Raw genomic sequence first — 19,928 nt, 5'->3', positions numbered from 1 at the left:
TAATTGGAAGCGCTCTTACTTGAGCATCATCGTTATATGGTCAGTTTAACGACTAATAACGGGTAAATGAAGCGCTTTAAGTTGAAACATGGTGGAGTATCATTTTTAATTATGAAATCTGCATGACTTCTTTAAACCAATCCCAAATCCCAAATGAAAAATTATGAAATATATCGATACCGAGCGCTGATTTTATAAGATAAAGAATAACCACCGCGAGTCCGAAAAGAGCAACCACACCGAAGCACGTTAATAGTGTCATGAAGAATAATGCAAGTGGTGACTCGCTTCTCATCTTATTTCTATAATCTCTACCGAGTAAAAAAACGAAAAAATAACGTTTATTAAAAAATGAGACACTTTTTCGAATATCAACATTATTATTTGAACCAAGACCCGTTGCAATTACGGCTCGTTCGATGGATTTTTTTTGTTCAAAAGACAGCTCATTTGAAATGTTTTCATCTAATGCTGAATAAAAATTAGCGATGAGTCTCTGTTGTTTTTTATCCATCATGTTGAGTTCTCTTTTTCTCAATAGTGTCATAGATGGCCATCGTTTTACCTGCAATTTTATGCCAATCATAATGCGCTAAATACTGACTATAATTAACATTGCTCTCAGAGCCTATTGAATGGTTAATCAATGCCGTCGTTAGGCTATCGATATCGCCAACGGGAAAATAACTTTCAGGGCTTAGTTTAACTTCTAGATTTGCTGGAATATTACTGACAATGGCGGGTAATGAATAAGACATTGCTTCTAATAGAGCAATCGGTAAACCTTCATGGTAAGAGGGCATCACAAAGGCTTTCGCTTTTGAGAAAATAGATTGTAATTGCTCACCTTTTAAAAATCCCGTCATTATTACACCATCAACATGTTTTGCTTGTGCTTTTAGCTGTTCACTGTAGGGCGTCGGATGATCGGTGTCTCCCATAATTACCAGTGGTATATCAATGTTTGCTTTTTCATAAGCACTGATAAGATCGTGGAATCCTTTTTCTTCGACTAAACGCCCAACCGCAACCAAGTAGTTGTTTTCAGTAAGAGTAAATTGAGTTAACACAGCGTCTATTTTTTCTTGAGGGAGTGGAGTGGGTAGGTTTACCCCATTGTAAACTAAATGGGCATCGTGGCGATTATATTTTGATTTAATGATGTCGTTAATTACTTCTGAAATGACAATGACTTCCGTTGCGTAAGTGACGGCTAACCTTTCACCTAATTGTAACATTCTTTTTGCAAATCCCCCCCATTTTTGACGGTCATAATCAGGACCATGATGAGTGAAAACCACTTTTTTACCTAAAACTCGTAATAGAGGTACGACAAGCCCTGGTCCAATCGCGTGAACATGGACAATGTTAGAACGATCAAATAAGGTTGAAAACGAAGATAAGGTCGAATGAACTATCGCTTCTAATGATTTCTTCTTTGGCGCCCAAATAGCCTTTGTATTGACACCTCGGTAAGTGGATTTTTTATAATCGACATAAGGCGAACGAGCAATGACACAAATCTCAGTATCGAATTGTGTCTTAATTTCAGGGTATAAATTCTGACAGTGAGTTTCTACTCCGCCTAAAACATCAGGGATCCCACGAGTGCCGATGACGGTAATGTTAGTGGTCATGTATTATCCCTTTAGTAATTCATTATAAAGATTGAGTAAATCTGTTTTGTGTTTTGTTAGTGTGTACTTACTTAAAAAGCGTTGTCTTGCATTCTTCCCCATTTCTGCGGATGCTGAAAGGCTCGCAGCCAATACATCTAATTTGTCAGCAAGTGCTTGAGCATTACCCGCCTCAAATAAATAGCCATCAACGCCATCTCGAATTTGTTCTGGTAATCCACCGATTCTAGAGGCGATAACTGGTTTGCTGTATGACATGGCTTCGAGAACCGACATGGAACAGTTTTCATAGCATTCAGATGGCACAATTACGGCTTTTGCTTGTTTAATTAGAGTGAGTAATTCATCTCCGCTTTTAAAACCGAGTAATTCAGCGCTTGGGTACGTCTCTTTTAACTCGTTAAAAACGGGTCCATCCCCCACAATTTTTAAGGCTGTGTTTTCTTTCATTAATTGATGTGCTTTCGCAAGGGTAGGAACGCCTTTTTCTGTACTTAGTCTACCGAGATACAGAAAGTAACCTTGATCACTGATGCCCTCATTAGAGACGTGCTCATCAATACCATTTACGATAATGTCTACACGATTATGAGGCAGTTTTTGTTGTATAAAGCGTCCAAGAAAGCGGCTCGGTGAGACGATAGCATCAAGCTGCTGGTAGTTACCGCTGACTTTTTGATAGATAGCTTCTGCGGACAAAAGAAAACTTTTTATCAATGAACCTTCTTGGCATCGATGTATTGTGGCGTTAAAGACCGAACCATGAACGCAGTCTTCACATGTATGACCATCGCGATACATCGTATAGCTTGGGCACGCTATTTTAGTATCGTGAGCGGTTAATACCGTTTTACAACCAAATTGTTTTGCCACTTTTATAATTGAAGGGGTGAGTTGGTGGTAGATATTATGAAAATGCACTAAGTCTGGTTTTTCTTGCTCTAATAATTGTTTGAATTTAATGCAAGCTTCGCTGTTATGAATAAAATTAACTGCAGTGGTTATTTTGTTTTTTAGTGTTTGCTCTTGATAGTAATCCACGTTATTAACGAAGAAGTCAGAATAGTTTGATTCAAGGTTTTTCTCATGATTCATTGAAAATTCAATAATATCGATACCTTCAGAAAGCAACATATCCCGCTCTTGAAAGTAAACGGTTTCGGCACCACCTTTCATAAAGAAAAATTTATTAACTAATAGAACTTTCATTTTTTACCCTCGTTAATAATTTTGTGTTGTGGTGGCTGAGTTGGACTTTTTAGCGGCAGAAATAAACCTCGGAGTAAACCAGCAGAAAAAACGGAGAGGTTGATAACGCTGTGTAAGGCGTCTTTAATCGAGCGATTCTTAATGGTTTTTAATGTAATAAATGCGAATAAAGGCAATGCTGTGAGCATAACTATGAGAGAGTTAAACGTAAAGAGAGTACTTATTAAGAGCAATAAATAAAGAGTGAAAATAGCTTCGTTTTTCACTGTGCTTAATGCTTTCTTAAACAAAGGAGTACCAAAAGAGCCTTTTAAAAGCTCACCAGAAGCAAACAGATAACCGCCCTTCCAGCGATGCTTTATTAGCTCGAAAGATGACATGGTATAAGAGGTGTGAGAAAAATAAGGCACATCTAAGCGGTGAAGTTTGTAACCCGCTAAGCCTAAGCGCATACCGAGTTCTGATTCTTCGTAAGCATGTAAATTACGATTCGTTAAATATCCAATCTCATCAATGACGCTCTTTCTGTATAACCCCCCGCCACCTAAATGACTGCAATCACCAATAGGGTAAATTTGGTGTATGCGTTGTTTACGTGCCTTAAACTCATAGTTATCAACATCATCCATTTCTACTGCACCCGCCACCGCAGCATATTCAGGGTGTTTTAATAGAAATGAAATACCATGATCAATAAAGCCCGCCTCTAACTTCATATCGCCATCAAGTAAAAGTAAAAAATCACCTTCGCTATGAAGATAACCTAATTGATGGCCAACCCCACAGCAACGATCTTCTTCATTTGTTAGAGATACAACCGTAACACCCATTTGGGTTGCTATTTTTTGAGTTTTATCTGTTGATAAGCTATCCGCGACAATAATTTTATGGGGATATTTACCCATGTGCTCTTGAATGCTTGTTATCGTATTCGCGATGCCAGATTCTTCATTATAGGTTTTGATAATGACTGAAATAAAAGGAGAACTAGTCATGATTCGCTGCCGCCGTAATTAAGGACTTTCGGATCACTAAGTTTGACCCTAGTGATAAGTAAAAAATAAATTGAAGCATAGGGACCAACATCAATATTTGGCTGTATGGGAGACTTAATAAACAAGCAATAGCAAAGGCATTAAATGCAGGAGGATAGCTCATTAATCTAATATCTTCTTGTGTCACGTCATCTCGATTAAATAGAGGAGTAGGTTTACAGACTCGAAGAATATAGAGTGTCATTGAAATGAAAAATAATGTTCCAATGATCCCCAATTCCCATAAAAGAACACTGAGTGCTGTCGTATCAAGAATGACATTAAAAAGAACATTTAAAAAACCAGGGGAAACCGCACTTCCGTGATTTGTTGTATTTAATCCATAACCAAATAAAGCATTTGGAAGCCCATAAAAGTCATTATTATCTAACCAGAAAAAAATGGTTGTCATTCTTCCTAATTCACCAGTCGGCATAATATAGTTAGGATCAAATATATATTCTAAAGAACCAATGAAAATGTCTAATGGCCCTTTACTTGGGTCACTGCCAAAAGCAGATGAATAAGATAATGATAATAATAAGATAGCGATACTCATTAATAGCAACATTCCACCAATAATCGCGAGAATAATCTTAATATCGTAGCTTTTCATGCCTTTTATGTAGCTAGGAGCTAGCCATACATAAGCCAGTAAAATGGGTGACAATAAAATAACAAATTTCACTTCACCTAAAATACATAGAGTGAATGCCGCACCAATGTGTAGGATAGTTGATTTTATTGAGCATAGACCATGTTTATACTCCGAGAGTTTTAACAGCATAATCAGTAAGCAAAAAAGCCCCATCGCAGCCGTATTCCCCCCTCCCATGGGATCGCCCCCAAAAGTACCTACGACCGAATCCCATTTTTCATACTCACCGTGAGCGGCTACTCGTTTGGGAAGAATGACAAAAATTTGGAATAGAATGACGGGGAATTGAGCATAAAAAATCCAATAAAGTGTTTTTGTCACTCGGTATATTTGTGATTCCCGACAAAATCGCAACAATAAACAAAATAGAATTAAGGAGAGTGCTAGCTCATTTTTTAAGCCAACAATAGTGGTGGTGACACCATTTTGCAAAAAGGTACTGAGTACTGCTTGAACGAAAAAACCAATGAACAAAACGAGTATAATAATTTCTTTATGATCGAGATCGAGCGGCGTATATCGATTCTGTAAAAAGAGTAAGCCTGTCATCGTAAAAGCTAATAAAAATGGCAGCCATAAAATGGCAGAAATACCAGTGAAATATTGTGTTAAGCCACATAATACGAGACTGATAACGGCATAGATTTGTAGGAAAAAACCAGTATTTAACGGCATCATTACTTATTTTCCTGAGCTAATAGGTGTGCTCGTTTATTTACTTTTAAATAGATAAAGCTGTAACGAACAAACGACAGAACCGAAAACAAAAGAACAGAATAAGCATAGTTATGGTAAAAGTATGGAAATATAATGAAAGCAATAGTGATAACTAACAATTGCTCGATTTGAATACGTAGAAAATATTTTGGTGAACCAAATACTAATTCAATTACTGTGAGGGGACAGACAGCAAGAGCAGGAAGTAAATAAGGCAGCATATAACGGGATGTAGGTACAGAGCTAAGCCATTCATCATTAAAACCAAGTTGCATGATTAACGGATAAAAGAGCAAGACACCAGCCGTCGCAATAAGCCCCAGAATTAACAACATTAAGCGAACTTTTTTAAATTCTTGATAATTAAATTTGTTATTACGAAAATCAATCGACCACTTAGAAAAGATAGAATTACGAACGGCATTACCAACAATGGTAACGGGTGCTAAGCAGAAACGATTCACAACAGCAAAATAACCCGCGATTAATGGGGAGAACCAAAAATTAATTAGCAGTGTGGGTAGATTATTATTTGCCATCGCTAAAACTTCGGCACTGCCTATTCCAGAAAGATGAGCCCGATTTTCTTTCATAAATTGCACATTATTCGATAATGAAAAATGAGAAAATCTAATCTTTGAAAAAGAAACAGAATGACAAATCCAAATGGAAACAAGAATAAACAACCCAATGGCCCAACAGACATAAAATAATTCAGTGGTTTGTGTGAGAGCAACGGCACCAATAACTAATAATGAAATTGAAATACGCTGAAATGCTAATAGACGAATATTTTCAATTCTAAGCAGTAAGTTTTCTGATATTAAAACCCATGCATGACAAAGGGTTAGTAGGTAAAGTAAATAGCCATTAAGATCAAAAAACTGGATAATTATGACCGTATAAGGAAGCGCAATTATGACACTTTGAAGCAGTGAAAATATAATGTTCTGAGTGACTTGTGCATCACTTTGTTTTGGTAATAACAATTGAGAAGCAAAAGTACAAATTTGAGCTCCAATTAATACTACGCTATACACTAGAGCATAAACGCCAACTTGTGCCATATCGTATTTGTGAGAAATAAGCCAAATGGAAACGGCACCGATAATTTGGGAAATAACCGATGCACCCGCAATTGTTGAGACACTTTTTAGTAAGCTCATCAGAAACCTAACTTAATAAATCATCGTTTTGATGGAACAGTTGTTGCTGTGTTTCTTCTGTTTCTAATTCTTCATCAACCACATTATTAAGTATGGCACCAATAATAGGGATTTGCAGTTGAGTTATTTTTTCCATGTTTGACAGGATGTTGTTTGCACTTAATGTACCGGCTTGAACAGTATAAATAACCCCAGATAGATAACGAGCAATAAGCTGAGCGTCTTTATTCTCAGATAATGCTGGCAAGTGAACGATAATTTGTTCAAATTGCTTACTCATCTCTTGAAGTGTTGGCTCGAGGGTTTCCAGAGATAATGTTAGGAGTGGTGTTGATGTTAGTGTCCCACGAGCTAAGAAAAATAAATTTTTGTCTAATTGAGTTATGCAATCGTTAATAGGATGATTTTTTTCAAGAATTTCAGCCATCCCCATTACTGTTAATGTAGGAAAAACATCAGAGGTACTATTTTCTGTTTTAGATACGCTTGAGGCTTCCTCTACAGGTTGCGTCATCAATATCTCTTCAGTTATAGAGATTTCCTTTCTGAAATCTAAATCTATTAATAATGTCGAACGATCTTGTGATAAAGAATGAGCAAGAAGATAACTGCTTAATTCATTTTGTTCGCTAGAATCCGTGGATACTAAACCAATAATTGGCCAGGGTTTACTATCTAAAAGGAGACTCGTTCTAATTGCGTGAACGGTGTCCCCTGAATAGGGATTAGCAAAAAAAACGTTTGAAAATACAGTAAGTTCTTCAATGTAATTGAATGGGCGAAGCTCCCCAATGGCTTTTAGGCCTAAGCGGGTTTTCACTTGAGTTACATTATTAATTGATTTATTTAAGGCAGATTTAATGATGATAAACAGTAAACTTAAGATAAATGTCATGATGAAAATCATAATGATAAATAAAGCTTTATTGGGTTTACTTGGTTTACTTGGTGGCATTGCGGGATCGAGTATTGTTGCCGCTGGCTCACGATATAACATCGTTAATTCTTGCTCTTTGCTACGAGTGAAGATTTTTTCGTACAACTCTTGCGTCTTATCTAAATCCGCTTTCATCGTATTATAAACATCTCTTTTTGCAGCAAGTTGTGTGAAGTTCTTTTTTTGTGCATTAAGTAAGGACTTATATTTATTTTCGCGTTCAATTGAGGCTTGATACTCTTTGTATAACCCGGTTTTAAGCTCTTTTAATAAAGAGGTCGTTTGTAGTTTAATGGCATTAATTTGAGCATTAGCTTCCAAAATCAATGGGTTTTTTGGGCCATACTTTTCTTTAAGATCAAATAATGTACGTTTTTCTTGAATAAGAGCAATACGTAAATCTTGTAATTGTGCATGATTAGAAATCGACGGTAGGGTAGCCACATCTTCTAATGGATAGCCAAGTGCTTCGCTGATTGTGTTATAGCTAGCCTTCGCTGTGATTCGTTTTTCTTTTGCGGTTGCTAAACGATCATTAACGAGTGCAAGTTGCTCTGTTTCAAAACCATCAATACCTTGATAAGTTAGCAAACCATTTTCTGTGAGGTATTTATCTATATTTTCTTTTTGTTGTAAAATCTTCTCTTTTAGCTCGGTCATTCGAGCATTATTCCATTCTTGAGCTTGTTTGGTTTTTTCTATTTTTCGTTGCTCTTCTAAGTGAATATAAGCCTCAACAACGGCGTTAGTGATGGTTGCGGACATCTCTGGAGATGTCGATTCATAAGAGATTTTAATTAATTGGCTAAAGCGCACAGGTGAAATAGAAAGCTTTTTATTGATCGCTTTTACTATTTGATAAATATGTTCATTTTCTGAAATTAGTTTATCGGTTTTTTTTAGCTTAAATAGTGGGTTGTTTTGTAAATTTAGTTGACGAACGACAGTCTCAATGACTTTTTTTGATTGTAAAACTTCGGCTTGAGTTGGGTAATACTCTGCTTGAGTTGCGTCAAAATCTTCGACTTGATCTATCGGTGTCGAGTTATCTGATTGTGCCTTTAATATCATCGTTGCAGTTGCAGAATATTGAGGTGTCATCGAGTAAATTAACGGGAATGAAATTAAGGTTACCCCCATAACTGTCAGCAGAATTCGTAGACGATATTTTTTAAATTCTTTTAGGAAATTAGAAAAATCGATTGTACTTTCTAGCTTTTTTCCATTTTCTATAATTGATAGTGCCATAATTTAGAAAAAACTCTGTTCAATAATAACTACATCGCCCGGACCTACTGGATAGGTTGGACCCACATCTTCAATTAATTCATTTGTCGCGGCTAGACGGACGTTAATGCCATCTCTATCTGACCGATCAGTAAAACCACCAGCCATCGCAATCGCTTGTTCAACGGTTAATCCTGGTTGAAATTCGTACCCATTAGGGTTTGCAACTTCACCACTGATAAAGAACTTTCTAAAGGACTCAATACTGACGGTTACCATTGGCTGGACGATGTACCCGTCAGCCAATTTAGTTTCTATGTCTTTTTCTATTTGTGCTGGAGTTCTTCCCAATAACTGCACATCACCAAGGTAAGGGAAATTAACAAATCCACCGCGGTGAATTTTCAAACGTAAGGTCATATCGGGCTCTTTAAATACCGATATCTGAATACTATCACCAGCCCCTAATACATAACCTAGGTCATCTTTCTGAACCGTTGTGTCTGATTTTTGTATTTCTGTATTCTTTACTGGTGAAGTCTCTGATGCATAAGCGTGAGAGAGCACAGAGATGAATAAGCAAAAAGATATAAAGAAGGATTTCATCTAAATTTGCACCTTAGTTGTAAACATTATAATGGATTTGTCATAACCTAATGTCTGGATAATGGTTTCTGCCGAGTTATTGATAGTGAAGTCATCAAACTCTTTGTCTGAAGTATTAATCATTTGTTGATAGCTTAGCTCTAGTATAATTGATGGTCTAAATTTATATGTTAATTTTGCCATAGCGTCTGTGGTTGTGGTTGTTTTACCATCGTTTTTATGTTGATCGGCACTGGTTTCATAATTAAACCCTAATTCACTAGAAAATCTATTAGACCACCAAAAATGCTCCCAACGTGTACCATATTTGGTATTTAAAACATATCCTCCAACTTCTGTTGGATCTTCTACCCGTTGATCCGTAAACAAATGAAAGGTTGAATATCTCACAGGGCTCCAAGCTATATCAACATCCCAGTTTAATCCGCTAAAGCCTTGAGAATCAGGTTGGTTTGGAAAGGTTTTATACAACCATGCAATATTGGCATCTATCGTGGTTTTTCCTGTTTGTTGGCTTTTTATTCCGGCGACCAAAAAGGTTTCATTTGTATTTTTTTTGTTATCTTCTTCATAGTCTCTTAGGTTGCTGATTATCGAATATCGAAATCGAGTACGGCTTGACGCTTGGTCAAATAACTCTATGGTAAATGTAGTCTGGTTCCAATTTTGGTCTTTAATATATTGGTTGAAATTATTTTTATGGACATCACTGGACTCTCTGTCGTCATAGCTAAATTCTTTATATTGGGCCGCAAAACTGAGTTTACCAATGCTGTCTTGCTTATCAATGCTGTAGCGAAGTTCAGTGTTCAGCATATTCGTTTTCAAAACATCATCTATACCGTATTGTTTAAACTGTTCAGCAGATAAACCATCAGTAAGTCCTTCTCCTCTATTTTCGTGAGCTAAGACATTTTCGATCGTAAATAGGAGGTCATTATTAAGGCCCTTTTCCCAGGCTCCAATGAACCTTATTGTGTGGTCATCATAATCATCCGAAGTCGCGTCGTTTTGATATTGACGATAATCACCGAGATACTCAACTGTGTAAGTGTCCGCGTTACGTTTACCTTCTAATTTTAAAAAAGGCTTTAGATCAAAAAAATCTGACGTTACATGAGGGGCTTTTTCCGATTGAAAATTAACGTTGTCGTCATATCCATAATCAAGATCTACGTTACTTTGAAATTCTATTCCAGCTGGCCCTATATGTGGTTTTGGGGTTAATGCGGCATAGCAAAAGCTGCTCATCATATAAAACATGAGCAATAAAACCCGTTGAGTGCAAGCAAGCTTAATAGGCGGTATCACTGACAAAACCTTTAAATACGGTTAGAAAAATGATTTTTATATCCATTGAAAGTGACCAGTTTTGTAAATATTTAATATCATACTCAATACGTTTTTCCATTTTATCGAGTGTGTCTGTTTCACCACGATAGCCACTAATTTGTGCTAGGCCGGTAATACCCGGTTTTATTTTGTGGCGTACCATGTAGTTGTCGACCAATACTCTATATTCTTCATTGTGTGCTACAGCATGAGGTCTTGGACCAACAATAGACATACTACCTTGTAATACATTGATAAATTGTGGTAATTCATCCAATGATGTTCTGCGAATAAAGTTACCAAAACGAGTTACTCGTGGGTCATTTTTTGTTGCTTGAGTGACGGTTCCTGAGTTTTCCATAACTTTCATTGAGCGAAATTTCCATACTTTTATTTTCCTACCGCCTAAGCCATAGCGATCTTGTTTAAATAATATAGGGCCGGGAGAGCTTAACTTCACACCAAGAGCAACAATACATAAAACAGGTAAAATTAATAAAGTGATTAAAAAGCCGATTATAAGATCTTCAATACGTTTTATTACCGCTCCAAATCCCTCAAAAGGTGAGCTAAAAATACTAAACGTGTGTACATTTCCGATACGTGTAATTTGAGAGACATTTAATTTATAAGTGTATAAGTCAGGAACAATAAAAGCATCTACTGTCGAGTTTGATAACTGATGTATAGTGTCTTTTATTCGGTCTCTTGCCACCATTGGCAAAGCGATGTAAACATCACTAATATCATTGCTTTTTACTTTATCAATGAGATCGCATATTTTTCCATCATGACTACTTTTTGCCATATAGCTAAAGCGGTCATTTGAACGATCATCATAAAAGCTAATGTGTATTTTTTGTTGTTTGTATTTTTTTAATAACGCTTTTTCAATGGCTAGTCCTGCAGGGGTTAACCCGACTATTGCAATGTGTTTTATTTTTGTATTTGGTAACACTAAATATCGATAACAAAGATTACAGCTTATACGTGGTACTGAGAGTCCGACAAAAACCGTTAAGTACCAAATCATATATAACTGATTATTAAAATGGCTAATACTAGCCCCTTCCATGCCTTTTAATCGGAGTTTTAAAACATGTAATGTTACTCCTGAAAGCAGAAGTGCAAGAAATAGCCTTGAAAGATATTTTGGTAGCTCAAATTTACTGTTTATATCGTAAATATTGAGATATTCGCTGATTAATAAAAAAATCACAGAAAACAGTAAACCTACAGCTAAGTCTACGGCTGTTTCTGAAAAGCCCTGAAGCGAAAGTAAAAAAACTAATGTGAGATTTATCAGTATAAAATCAAATGCTTTGTTAATATTACGATAGCTATTTGTGATCATTTTTATATTTTGTTGTTTCATATAGCCTCTTGTCGCATTGATTTACGTAATTAGAGCAGTATAGTCGATAATTACAGGTGTTAAGTTAACGTCGCGTCAAAAAAATGACATCCCAATAATATCGTTTATTTTATTAAGTAACTAGAATTTCTAACATTTATTATTTTTCTTTTCTAACCATGTTTATATTTTGTTCGAACTTCGTCCCTATTTTTATTTTTGAGCGAACGGATTCTCTGTTTAGGGGTATCAGAAATAGTGATGAACGTGTTAAACTGCGAACTACTGTATATATAACCGGGTGAACAGTTTTCATCCTTTCTAATTTATCTGGAGCAAACTATGGCCAGCCGTGGTATTAATAAAGTTATCCTTGTTGGTAACTTAGGGCAAGATCCTGAAATCCGTTACATGCCAAGTGGCGGTGCGGTAGCAAACATTACAATTGCAACGTCGGAATCATGGCGTGATAAAGCAACTGGCGAACAACGTGAAAAAACAGAATGGCACCGTGTTGCTCTGTTTGGTAAATTAGCGGAAGTTGCTGGTGAGTATTTACGTAAAGGCTCTCAAGTTTATGTTGAAGGTCAATTACAAACACGTAAATGGCAAGATCAGAGCGGTCAAGATCGTTTTACTACAGAAGTTGTAGTTCAAGGTTTTAACGGTGTAATGCAGATGCTTGGTGGTCGTGGTCAAGGTCAAGGCGCTCCAGCTGGTGGACAGCAACAACAGCAGCAGCAAGGCAATTGGGGTCAACCTCAACAACCTGCGCAGCAAAATAACTTTGCTCCACAACAACAGCAACAAGCACCTCAACAACAAGCACCGCAGGCAGCTCAGCCTCAATATAATGAGCCACCAATGGACTTTGATGATGATATTCCGTTCTAGGAATATATCTTTAATCGTTTCATAAAAAAAAGCCTCAATCATTGAGGCTTTTTTTGTAGGCGGAAGACGTAATTATTCCTTAATTGTCATGGTTAAATTAGGGAATTGAGCACTAATATAGGTTGTGGCTGTGTATATTAAGAAAGCAATACCTAACATTTCCAATGTTTCTTCTATACTGTAACTTATTGAATAAATTAGAGAGTCAGTACCATGTTGTTGAGAAATAGCACCACCAATTAACTCCATCACTAATGCGCCCGAAACATAAACAATACCTGAAATAACTAATAAGTTACGGGTTGTTTTTGGTAGCCGAAATAAAAATTTAAAATAAGTTAAAGCAAAAATAATAAGTAAAATTGCATAAGGAATAACCCAAGCAAAGTAGAGTACACCTGTTGTGTGTAGTGAGTTACGAACAGGACCAACTAACATTTCATGCAGTTCAGTCATTTCATCAAGAGCAAGGAATAAGAAAATTCCACTTAGACCAGCCCAGGCTAAGTGACGTTCTTTTTTCTGTTTATGGATATAAGCGATTAATCCAAGAAGAATACTTGCAACGATCATGGCACATGACGAGTAAAGGGTTGGAACATTCATCTCTCTGTCTAGATCAAATAAACGAATGATAGTTTCCATATGAGAGTAGTTTAGGTATTGCTTGGAGATAACCGCAAAGCAATTTGCAATAACCAATATGACAATTAAAGAAAGAAAGAAGGTTAATATTTTTTTTGAGTTAAGCTCAATATTCACGCGTACGCCTTATATTATTATGGGAGTTCTCTTGGTATCGTCGGCTAATACATTTAGTATCTGTTATTAACAGTGAGCATTGTATAGAGATATAAGTGAAATATTTGTATTATATGTAATACATGTTTAGATGTACCTATTGAAACTAAGGGCATCATATTTTGGTATATACCTTCAGGGAAGAAGAGTTCAATGAGAAAAACCCCTAATTTACGATTAAGTAACCGCCTTATTTCCTTTGTTACTTTAATGGTTTCTGCTGCTATTTTTGTTTTATTCGTGGGCGGAGCAATATCCTTTAAACAAATTGGAACCGAATACTTAGATCATTATTTGGTTGGTGTCGTTAATGTGGTTGATGAAGAGCTTCTTGAACCAGAAGAAGCGACATCAATGGCGAAATGGTTACCAAAATTATTGAAAGCCAGTAGCGTAATGAGCATGGAATTGTCATCAGAATCAGGTCCTATTTATGCTTTTCAATCGTTAGCCATCCTTCCCGATGATAATTTACTTTATCAAAAAACGTATCCCCTCGAGCTTAATAAAGGGTATTCGATTACCTTTAAATCTTTACCTCCTTATAGTGCGTTTACTTATTCGTTAGGTGCTTTGTTTTCTATCACTGCAGCCATTGCCATTATTGTTGTTTCTCTACTTTGGGGAGTGGTGTGGTTAAGAAAGCAACTTTATGGCTCGGAGCTCTTAGAAGAAAGGGGGAGAATGCTTTTGGCCGGAAAGGTCGATAGTTATGAAGTGGGTAGTGAAGAAGAGTGGCCCGCAACCGCAAGTTTGGCGTTAGATAATGTGATCGCTGAATTAAAAGATGCACGTAAAGAGCGCAGTCGATTTGATACATTTATTCGAACTCATACCTTTTTAGATCAATTGACGGGCTCTGCAAATAGAGTCTTGTTTGACAGTAAATTAGAATCCACATTGCAAGAATCTGAAAGTCAGGGTGTTTTACTTCTGTTGAGAATTAATGGATGGGAAGATCTGATTGAAGAACAAGGAAAGCGAGCGGGTGATGAGTTAATTGTCGAATTAGGGAAGCAGTTAAATAATTTGATTCAACGTTATAGTGATAGTGTACTTTCACGTTATTACACATCTGAATTTGCCCTTCTTATTCCCCAACAGTCATTAAAAGAAGCGAAATTACTGTCTTCTCAATGCTTAAAAATGGTAGAGAAAATTATACCTCCAACAAGTTTAGATGCTGATAATTGGTGTCATATTGGTGTGAGCATGTATGTCAGTGGTGAGCAACGTGGGCGACTGATGAATGAGTTAGATATGGCTCATCGTAGTGCACTATTACAAAACAACAATAGTTGGTCATTATTTAAAAAACAGCAACAGCTAACCGAGAGTTTGGGGAGCGTCCGTTGGCGTACATTGTTTGATGCTATTTTTGAACAAGAGCAACTCGTGCTTTATAAGCAAACTACCTTTTTATTTGAAGGGAATAATATAATCCCACTTCACTTGGAGTTATTTTCAAGAATTAAAGATGAAAATGGAATTCAAATAAAAGCGTCTCGCTTTTTACCTGCGATAGAGCAAGTGGGTTATCAAATAAAGCTTGATAGTGCGGTCTTAAAACAAACATTTCCATTATTAAATGATACTGAAATGTCTCAACATTCATTTTCTGTCCATTTACATATAAAAAGTTTACAAAATAGTGTATTTATTCGCCAGTTAAGAGATCGATTATTACAAACCCCAAGAGAAGAATTACAACGATTAAGTTTTGAATTAGCTGAAGGGCAAGTTGTGACGCATTTAGATTCAGTACGACCAATTGCAAAAATGTTAAAAAGTTTTGGTTGTAAGCTGGTTGTAGAGCAGGCAGGCCGCACTATTGTAAGTACTCACTATATTAAAGATTTGCATGTTGATTACGTGAAATTACATCGAAGTTTGATTAAAGACATCCATCAACGATATGAAAATCAACTGTTTGTACGAAGCTTATTAGGGGCTTGTGAAACGACAGGGGCTCAGGTTATTGCGGTGGGTATAGAGAAAGACAAAGAATTAAAACGATTAAAAGAGTTGGGTGTTAAAGGCGGTCAAGGTCGTATTTTTGAGGTTGAAACCAGTCTTTTTCATCAACAAAAGAAAATCGCGATCCCTAAACGAAGGAATCGTTGGGAAAAACGTTATTGATCTCATTTTTCAGATAATTCCCATATGTCTTAAGAATAGAATGTTGTATCATTCATGACTAACCCGTCGCGGAAAAAAGACGGGTGTTCAGTGTAATGAAAGCAATATAGAGATAACGTAATTAATGAATATGATGGATGCATTCAAGAAACTGACACTTTCTCGTTCTATTAAAACAACTACATCAATTGTTCTATTACAAGGTGGTATATATATCGCGAAAAGCGATGATGATAACCAACTTAAAGAAAGTCATTATACTGAAATTAACCATCCGCAAGCTTGGAAAGAAGCGTTAGTTAGTGCTTGCCAACAAGCTGGTGTTTCAGACTGTGGAGCCAATATAATTGTAGGCTCTCATCTTTATCAGTCATTTCAAATTGAAAAACCGAATATTCCTAAAGAAGAGCTAATTGGTGCGCTTCCTTTTCTTGTTAAAGATCTTATTACGGATCGCGTATCTGATATTGTTGCTGATGGCATTGAAACCAGTAATGGTAAATTGCAGGTATATATTTCTCAGATTGCCACGATAAAGTCTATTGTTGACCTTTTACAATCTTTCTCTATTCAAGTAATTAATATTACGCCTGATGAATTAACGTGGGCAAATGCAAAACCAGAGCAAGATGGTTTTATGCTACTTTGCCACAGTAAATCAGCAGACTTTAAATTATTGGCGTTTAATGAAGGGCGCTTACATTTAAATCGTTCTTTGCGCGGAATTAAAGCGCCTTTAACCGGCGATGAGTCTAGTCACTTTCAACTCGATAATTTAGCTTTAGAATTACAACGATCATTAGATTATTTAAGTGCTCACTCGCAAGGTGTCAATATTAATCATCTTTATTTTCGCTGTGATGATGAAGATGATTCAACGTTATCCACTGAGCTACAAAATCGTTTAGGGGTTAAGGTAGCCTCACTGATTGTGGATGAACCAAGAGTCTTTAGAGCAGGGGAAGTGCTGAGTTGGCTAGGGTTATTTAATAAGCCAAATATTAATTTATATAATGATACCTTAAAACCGAAAACAGATTATTTAACATTACCCAATGTATTGATTAGTTGGGGAGTTGGTATGGTTCTTGTAGGTATTATTGCAGGTTACTATCAATGGCAACTTTATGGCGTTGAAAATAAAGTCGCACTGGCATCATCTCAAGAAAGTATCTACAACCAAGAGCTGATTGAAGTAAATAAAAAGTTGGCTGGACATAAACCATCGGCCGCTAAATTGGCGGCAATAAAGCGATTAAAAGACGATATTAACGCCAAGAAAGCATCATTGAAAATGATCGATAATTTTGATGAAGGGATGCAAGTGGGGTACTCCGGTCTTATGAGTAGCCTTACTCAAATTGGTAAAGGGAATATCTCCCTAACAAAAATTTATATTTCTGGTAATGACGTTAATTTTACTGGTTTTGCACGAACGCCAGATGTTGTACCTAGTTGGATACAGAGCTTTGAAAGTGAATTGCATTTAGTCGGTCGAACTTTTGCTCAATTAGACATAAAAACAGATGAAAAAGGGGTTGTGTCATTTACTTTAAATACAACCGTGTCAAAGGAAAGTAATGAATAATTGGATTAAAGCAAAAGACGCTTTCTTAGCGTTATCACAAAGAGAAAAAATGCTCATTGTTATTGTGGGTTGGGTTGCGGTTATTTTTATTTCTTTAACGCTAGTCATAGAACCTCAAATGGCGAAAACTCAAAAAGCGGAACAACAACTGTCTCGAGTGACGAATTCTATTTCATCATTAAAACAACAAATTGAATTAGCTCAATTTCGATTGCAAAAAGATCCAAACCTTGAAATTAATAAAGAATATAAAGAGCTAACGTTACAAAGCCAAGATTTAGCGGATATTTTATCTAAACGGGTTGCTGCTTTAGTTTCGCCAAGTCAAATGGCACCGTTACTTGAAACCGTATTACAAAAATCTTCAAAATTAAGATTGAGTTCGATGAGTACATTACCGTCTGAGCGATTATTAGATGAGAACAGTAACGCTGGCTATTACATTCACCCGATTAAGCTTGTGCTTTCGGGGAGTTATTTTGATTTTGAAGAATACCTTTCAAATTTAGAAGCATTGCCCGTGAAATATTATTGGAGAAACTTTCAATATAAAGTGAATACATACCCAAATGCTGAGTTAAGTATTGAGGTATACACCCTTGGTTCAAGTAAAGGGTTCATTGGAGGTTAATGTGAAATATTTCCTTTTATTATTTGTATTATTAGCATCGTCGATTAATGCATCAGAAATTATTGCGGGACACGATCCTACAGAGCCATTAAGTTGGTTGAAGCCTGAGCCGCAGCAGAAAAAAATAGTGAAAAAACGTCAATATTTCCCATCATTACAGGCAATTAATTGTAATGGCAGTGGGAATGCCGATTGTTACGCTGTGTTAGATGATAAATCCATGAAGCAAGGTGAAAAGATCTCTGGCTATACGCTGTTATCAATTAATGACGATAACGTATTTATTGGCCGCGCTGGTAAGCGGTGGGAACTTTCTCTATTTTCACAAGACATTAAACATTAAGGTTTGTAGTAAATGAAAGCATGTAAAATCATCGTTGGGTTAATGGTCGCTTCTTTAGCTGGCTGTTCAATGGGCCATCGAGATCCAACGGAGATCAAACAAACCTTAGATCAATCTATTAATGATAATGGCGGTCAATTATTGGATGATCTACCTGCTTCAATACAAGCCGATTTAATGCCTGATTTAAACTCATCAACGGTGTCAATTGATGAGCCCGTAAAACGATTTAGAATCAAAGCGAATGGCGTGAGTGCAAAAGCCTTTTTTACAAGCTTAGTAAAAGGCACAGAATACAGTGTGATATTGCATCCTGATGTCAGCGGTCGAATTACGATGAACGTAAATGAAGTGACGTTGGATGAAGTACTTCGCTCTGTTGAAGATCTTTATGGTTATGAAATCATAAAATCAGGCAAGGTATTGCAAGTTTATCCTGCGACGATCCGCACCGAAACTATCCCCGTTGATTATTTACAATTAACACGTAAGGGTCGTTCTTTAACGACAATCACTACAGGGTCGATTACAAATTCAGACAGTAACTCATCGAATAGTAATGATAGTTCTAATTCGAATAACTCATCGTCTTCGTCATCTTCTTCTGCTACCGGTGGCACTGAGATAGAAACAACGAGTGAAAGTGATTTTTGGAAAGAACTAGAAAAAGCCGTTTCAGTCATGATAGGTAATGGTTCTGGGCGAAGTGTCGTTGTATCACCTCAAGCAAGTGTGATCACTATTACGGCCTCTCCTGATGAATTGCGTAAAGTGAAACAGTTCTTAGGTATTTCACATAAGCGCTTACAGCGTCAAGTAATCCTAGAAGCTAAATTATTAGAAGTGACACTCAGTGATGGTTACCAACAAGGTATTAATTGGTCTAACTTAACGGCTGCGGTTGGAGGCACTGATATTGTTTTTGGACAAGTCCCAGGAACAGCCGCCGGAGTTCTGCCTGGTATGGATGCTATTGGATCATTATTGGGCGGACAAACCAATATTACGGTATCTGATGGTAATTTTTCAGCTGTATTAAGTTTTATGGATACTCAAGGGGATTTGAATGTGCTTTCAAGCCCGAGAGTGACGGCTGCCAACAACCAGAAAGCCGTGATCAAAGTGGGTCGTGATGAATACTTCGTCACTGAAGTCTCTAGTGTAACTGGCAATGGTGATAATTCGAATGCATCACCAGAAGTGACATTAACGCCATTTTTCTCTGGTATTTCATTGGATGTTACGCCCCAAATTGATGATAAAGGGAATGTGATGCTTCACGTTCACCCATCCGTTATCGATGTTGAAACAGAAACAAAGATCATCGATTTAGGTGATGTTGGAGGGGTTCTTGAGCTACCGCTGGCCAAAAGCTCTATCCGTGAATCTGATTCTGTTATCCGAGCAAAAAGCGGAGATGTCGTTGTTATTGGTGGATTGATGAAATCACAAACGGTTGATCAAGTATCAAAAGTTCCGTTCCTTGGTGATATTCCTGTTCTGGGGCATTTATTCCGAAATGTCAGTCAATTAACGACTAAAACAGAGTTAGTTATCTTGCTTAAGCCAACGGTTGTTGGGGTTGATACATGGCAAGAAGAGCTAGAACGCTCACGTGATCTTTTGCAAGAATGGTTTCCTGACGAGTAATCGAT

Annotated in this window: 17 protein-coding genes; 6 read left to right on the top strand and 11 right to left on the bottom strand. The window is 36.8% G+C overall.

Annotated features, from left to right (window positions below; genetic code table 11):
* Positions 1 to 109: 109 nt before the first annotated feature.
* From AACV33_RS20760 to AACV33_RS20715, 10 genes are read right to left on the bottom strand one after another with little or no spacing between them, the layout of a single operon-like run.
* On the bottom strand, positions 110 to 517 hold the full coding sequence (locus AACV33_RS20760; protein ID WP_026469772.1) for a hypothetical protein: 408 nt from the start codon (positions 515 to 517) through the stop codon (positions 110 to 112).
* Positions 507 to 1,637 (bottom strand): glycosyltransferase family 4 protein, encoded by a 1,131-nt coding sequence (locus AACV33_RS20755; RefSeq protein ID WP_023604046.1) that lies wholly within the window; start codon positions 1,635 to 1,637, stop codon positions 507 to 509. Before AACV33_RS20755 ends, AACV33_RS20760 begins: the two co-directional genes overlap by 11 nt.
* A gap of 3 nt (positions 1,638 to 1,640) precedes the next feature.
* A complete protein-coding gene (locus AACV33_RS20750) occupies positions 1,641 to 2,846 on the bottom strand; it encodes a glycosyltransferase family 4 protein (protein ID WP_017022349.1) in 1,206 nt (401 codons plus the stop codon).
* Entirely contained in the window at positions 2,843 to 3,841 is a 999-nt protein-coding gene (locus AACV33_RS20745; protein WP_182699605.1) for a glycosyltransferase, read from the bottom strand. The genes AACV33_RS20750 and AACV33_RS20745 overlap by 4 nt, the downstream gene beginning before the upstream one ends.
* The gene (locus AACV33_RS20740) at positions 3,834 to 5,213 is read right to left on the bottom strand and encodes a capsular biosynthesis protein (RefSeq protein WP_182699607.1); all 1,380 of its coding nucleotides are present in this window, start codon (positions 5,211 to 5,213) and stop codon (positions 3,834 to 3,836) included. The genes AACV33_RS20745 and AACV33_RS20740 overlap by 8 nt, the downstream gene beginning before the upstream one ends.
* A 2-nt stretch (positions 5,214 to 5,215) precedes the next feature.
* Positions 5,216 to 6,421 carry a lipopolysaccharide biosynthesis protein gene (locus AACV33_RS20735; RefSeq protein ID WP_182699604.1) on the bottom strand — a complete coding sequence of 402 codons (1,206 nt, stop codon included), beginning with the start codon at positions 6,419 to 6,421 and terminating at the stop codon, positions 5,216 to 5,218.
* Positions 6,422 to 6,428: 7 nt separating this feature from the next.
* Entirely contained in the window at positions 6,429 to 8,606 is a 2,178-nt protein-coding gene (locus AACV33_RS20730) for an exopolysaccharide transport family protein (protein WP_182699603.1), read from the bottom strand.
* A gap of 3 nt (positions 8,607 to 8,609) precedes the next feature.
* Positions 8,610 to 9,191: a polysaccharide biosynthesis/export family protein gene (locus AACV33_RS20725; RefSeq protein WP_017022354.1), complete on the bottom strand. Its 582-nt coding sequence runs from the start codon at positions 9,189 to 9,191 to the stop codon at positions 8,610 to 8,612.
* Positions 9,192 to 10,502, bottom strand: a complete 1,311-nt coding sequence (locus AACV33_RS20720; protein ID WP_339379730.1) for an outer membrane beta-barrel protein — start codon at positions 10,500 to 10,502, stop codon at positions 9,192 to 9,194.
* Positions 10,486 to 11,898, bottom strand: coding sequence for an undecaprenyl-phosphate glucose phosphotransferase (locus AACV33_RS20715; RefSeq protein WP_182699601.1), 1,413 nt, complete (start codon positions 11,896 to 11,898; stop codon positions 10,486 to 10,488). Before AACV33_RS20715 ends, AACV33_RS20720 begins: the two co-directional genes overlap by 17 nt.
* A 321-nt stretch (positions 11,899 to 12,219) precedes the next feature.
* Here AACV33_RS20715 and AACV33_RS20710 point away from each other — a divergent pair, with 321 nt between their 5' ends.
* Positions 12,220 to 12,771 carry a single-stranded DNA-binding protein gene (locus AACV33_RS20710; RefSeq protein WP_182699600.1) on the top strand — a complete coding sequence of 184 codons (552 nt, stop codon included), beginning with the start codon at positions 12,220 to 12,222 and terminating at the stop codon, positions 12,769 to 12,771.
* Positions 12,772 to 12,843: 72 nt separating this feature from the next.
* Here AACV33_RS20710 and AACV33_RS20705 read toward each other — a convergent pair whose 3' ends face one another.
* Positions 12,844 to 13,533 carry a hypothetical protein gene (locus tag AACV33_RS20705; RefSeq protein ID WP_065611616.1) on the bottom strand — a complete coding sequence of 230 codons (690 nt, stop codon included), beginning with the start codon at positions 13,531 to 13,533 and terminating at the stop codon, positions 12,844 to 12,846.
* A 192-nt stretch (positions 13,534 to 13,725) separates the two neighbouring features.
* Here AACV33_RS20705 and csrD point away from each other — a divergent pair, with 192 nt between their 5' ends.
* From csrD to mshL, 5 genes are all read left to right on the top strand, one after another.
* Positions 13,726 to 15,711: an RNase E specificity factor CsrD gene (csrD, locus tag AACV33_RS20700; RefSeq protein ID WP_023604054.1), complete on the top strand. Its 1,986-nt coding sequence runs from the start codon at positions 13,726 to 13,728 to the stop codon at positions 15,709 to 15,711.
* 124 nt (positions 15,712 to 15,835) lie between these two features.
* Complete coding sequence (locus AACV33_RS20695) at positions 15,836 to 17,299, top strand: MSHA biogenesis protein MshI (protein WP_182699599.1); 1,464 nt, start codon at positions 15,836 to 15,838, stop codon at positions 17,297 to 17,299.
* Positions 17,292 to 17,930, top strand: coding sequence for a type 4a pilus biogenesis protein PilO (gene pilO / locus AACV33_RS20690; protein ID WP_023604056.1), 639 nt, complete (start codon positions 17,292 to 17,294; stop codon positions 17,928 to 17,930). The genes AACV33_RS20695 and pilO overlap by 8 nt, the downstream gene beginning before the upstream one ends.
* A 1-nt stretch (position 17,931) precedes the next feature.
* The gene (locus AACV33_RS20685; protein WP_017022362.1) at positions 17,932 to 18,273 is read left to right on the top strand and encodes a hypothetical protein; all 342 of its coding nucleotides are present in this window, start codon (positions 17,932 to 17,934) and stop codon (positions 18,271 to 18,273) included.
* Between the two features lie 12 nt (positions 18,274 to 18,285).
* Positions 18,286 to 19,923 (top strand): pilus (MSHA type) biogenesis protein MshL, encoded by a 1,638-nt coding sequence (gene mshL / locus AACV33_RS20680; protein ID WP_182699598.1) that lies wholly within the window; start codon positions 18,286 to 18,288, stop codon positions 19,921 to 19,923.
* Positions 19,924 to 19,928 lie beyond the last annotated feature (5 nt).

The organism is Aliivibrio sp. SR45-2, assembly GCF_963890165.1.
Classification (GTDB): Bacteria; Pseudomonadota; Gammaproteobacteria; order Enterobacterales; family Vibrionaceae; genus Aliivibrio; species Aliivibrio salmonicida.
This window is presented reverse-complemented; position numbering and strand designations above follow the sequence as displayed.

Coding starts and splice junctions, on each gene's coding strand:
- AACV33_RS20760 (WP_026469772.1), bottom strand. CDS start 517: ATGATGGATAAAAAACAACAGAGACTCATCGCTAATTTTTATTCAGCA.
- AACV33_RS20755 (WP_023604046.1), bottom strand. CDS start 1,637: ATGACCACTAACATTACCGTCATCGGCACTCGTGGGATCCCTGATGTT.
- AACV33_RS20750 (WP_017022349.1), bottom strand. CDS start 2,846: ATGAAAGTTCTATTAGTTAATAAATTTTTCTTTATGAAAGGTGGTGCC.
- AACV33_RS20745 (WP_182699605.1), bottom strand. CDS start 3,841: ATGACTAGTTCTCCTTTTATTTCAGTCATTATCAAAACCTATAATGAA.
- AACV33_RS20740 (WP_182699607.1), bottom strand. CDS start 5,213: ATGCCGTTAAATACTGGTTTTTTCCTACAAATCTATGCCGTTATCAGT.
- AACV33_RS20735 (WP_182699604.1), bottom strand. CDS start 6,421: ATGAGCTTACTAAAAAGTGTCTCAACAATTGCGGGTGCATCGGTTATT.
- AACV33_RS20730 (WP_182699603.1), bottom strand. CDS start 8,606: ATGGCACTATCAATTATAGAAAATGGAAAAAAGCTAGAAAGTACAATC.
- AACV33_RS20725 (WP_017022354.1), bottom strand. CDS start 9,191: ATGAAATCCTTCTTTATATCTTTTTGCTTATTCATCTCTGTGCTCTCT.
- AACV33_RS20715 (WP_182699601.1), bottom strand. CDS start 11,898: ATGAAACAACAAAATATAAAAATGATCACAAATAGCTATCGTAATATT.
- AACV33_RS20710 (WP_182699600.1), top strand. CDS start 12,220: ATGGCCAGCCGTGGTATTAATAAAGTTATCCTTGTTGGTAACTTAGGG.
- csrD (WP_023604054.1), top strand. CDS start 13,726: ATGAGAAAAACCCCTAATTTACGATTAAGTAACCGCCTTATTTCCTTT.
- AACV33_RS20695 (WP_182699599.1), top strand. CDS start 15,836: ATGAATATGATGGATGCATTCAAGAAACTGACACTTTCTCGTTCTATT.
- pilO (WP_023604056.1), top strand. CDS start 17,292: ATGAATAATTGGATTAAAGCAAAAGACGCTTTCTTAGCGTTATCACAA.
- mshL (WP_182699598.1), top strand. CDS start 18,286: ATGAAAGCATGTAAAATCATCGTTGGGTTAATGGTCGCTTCTTTAGCT.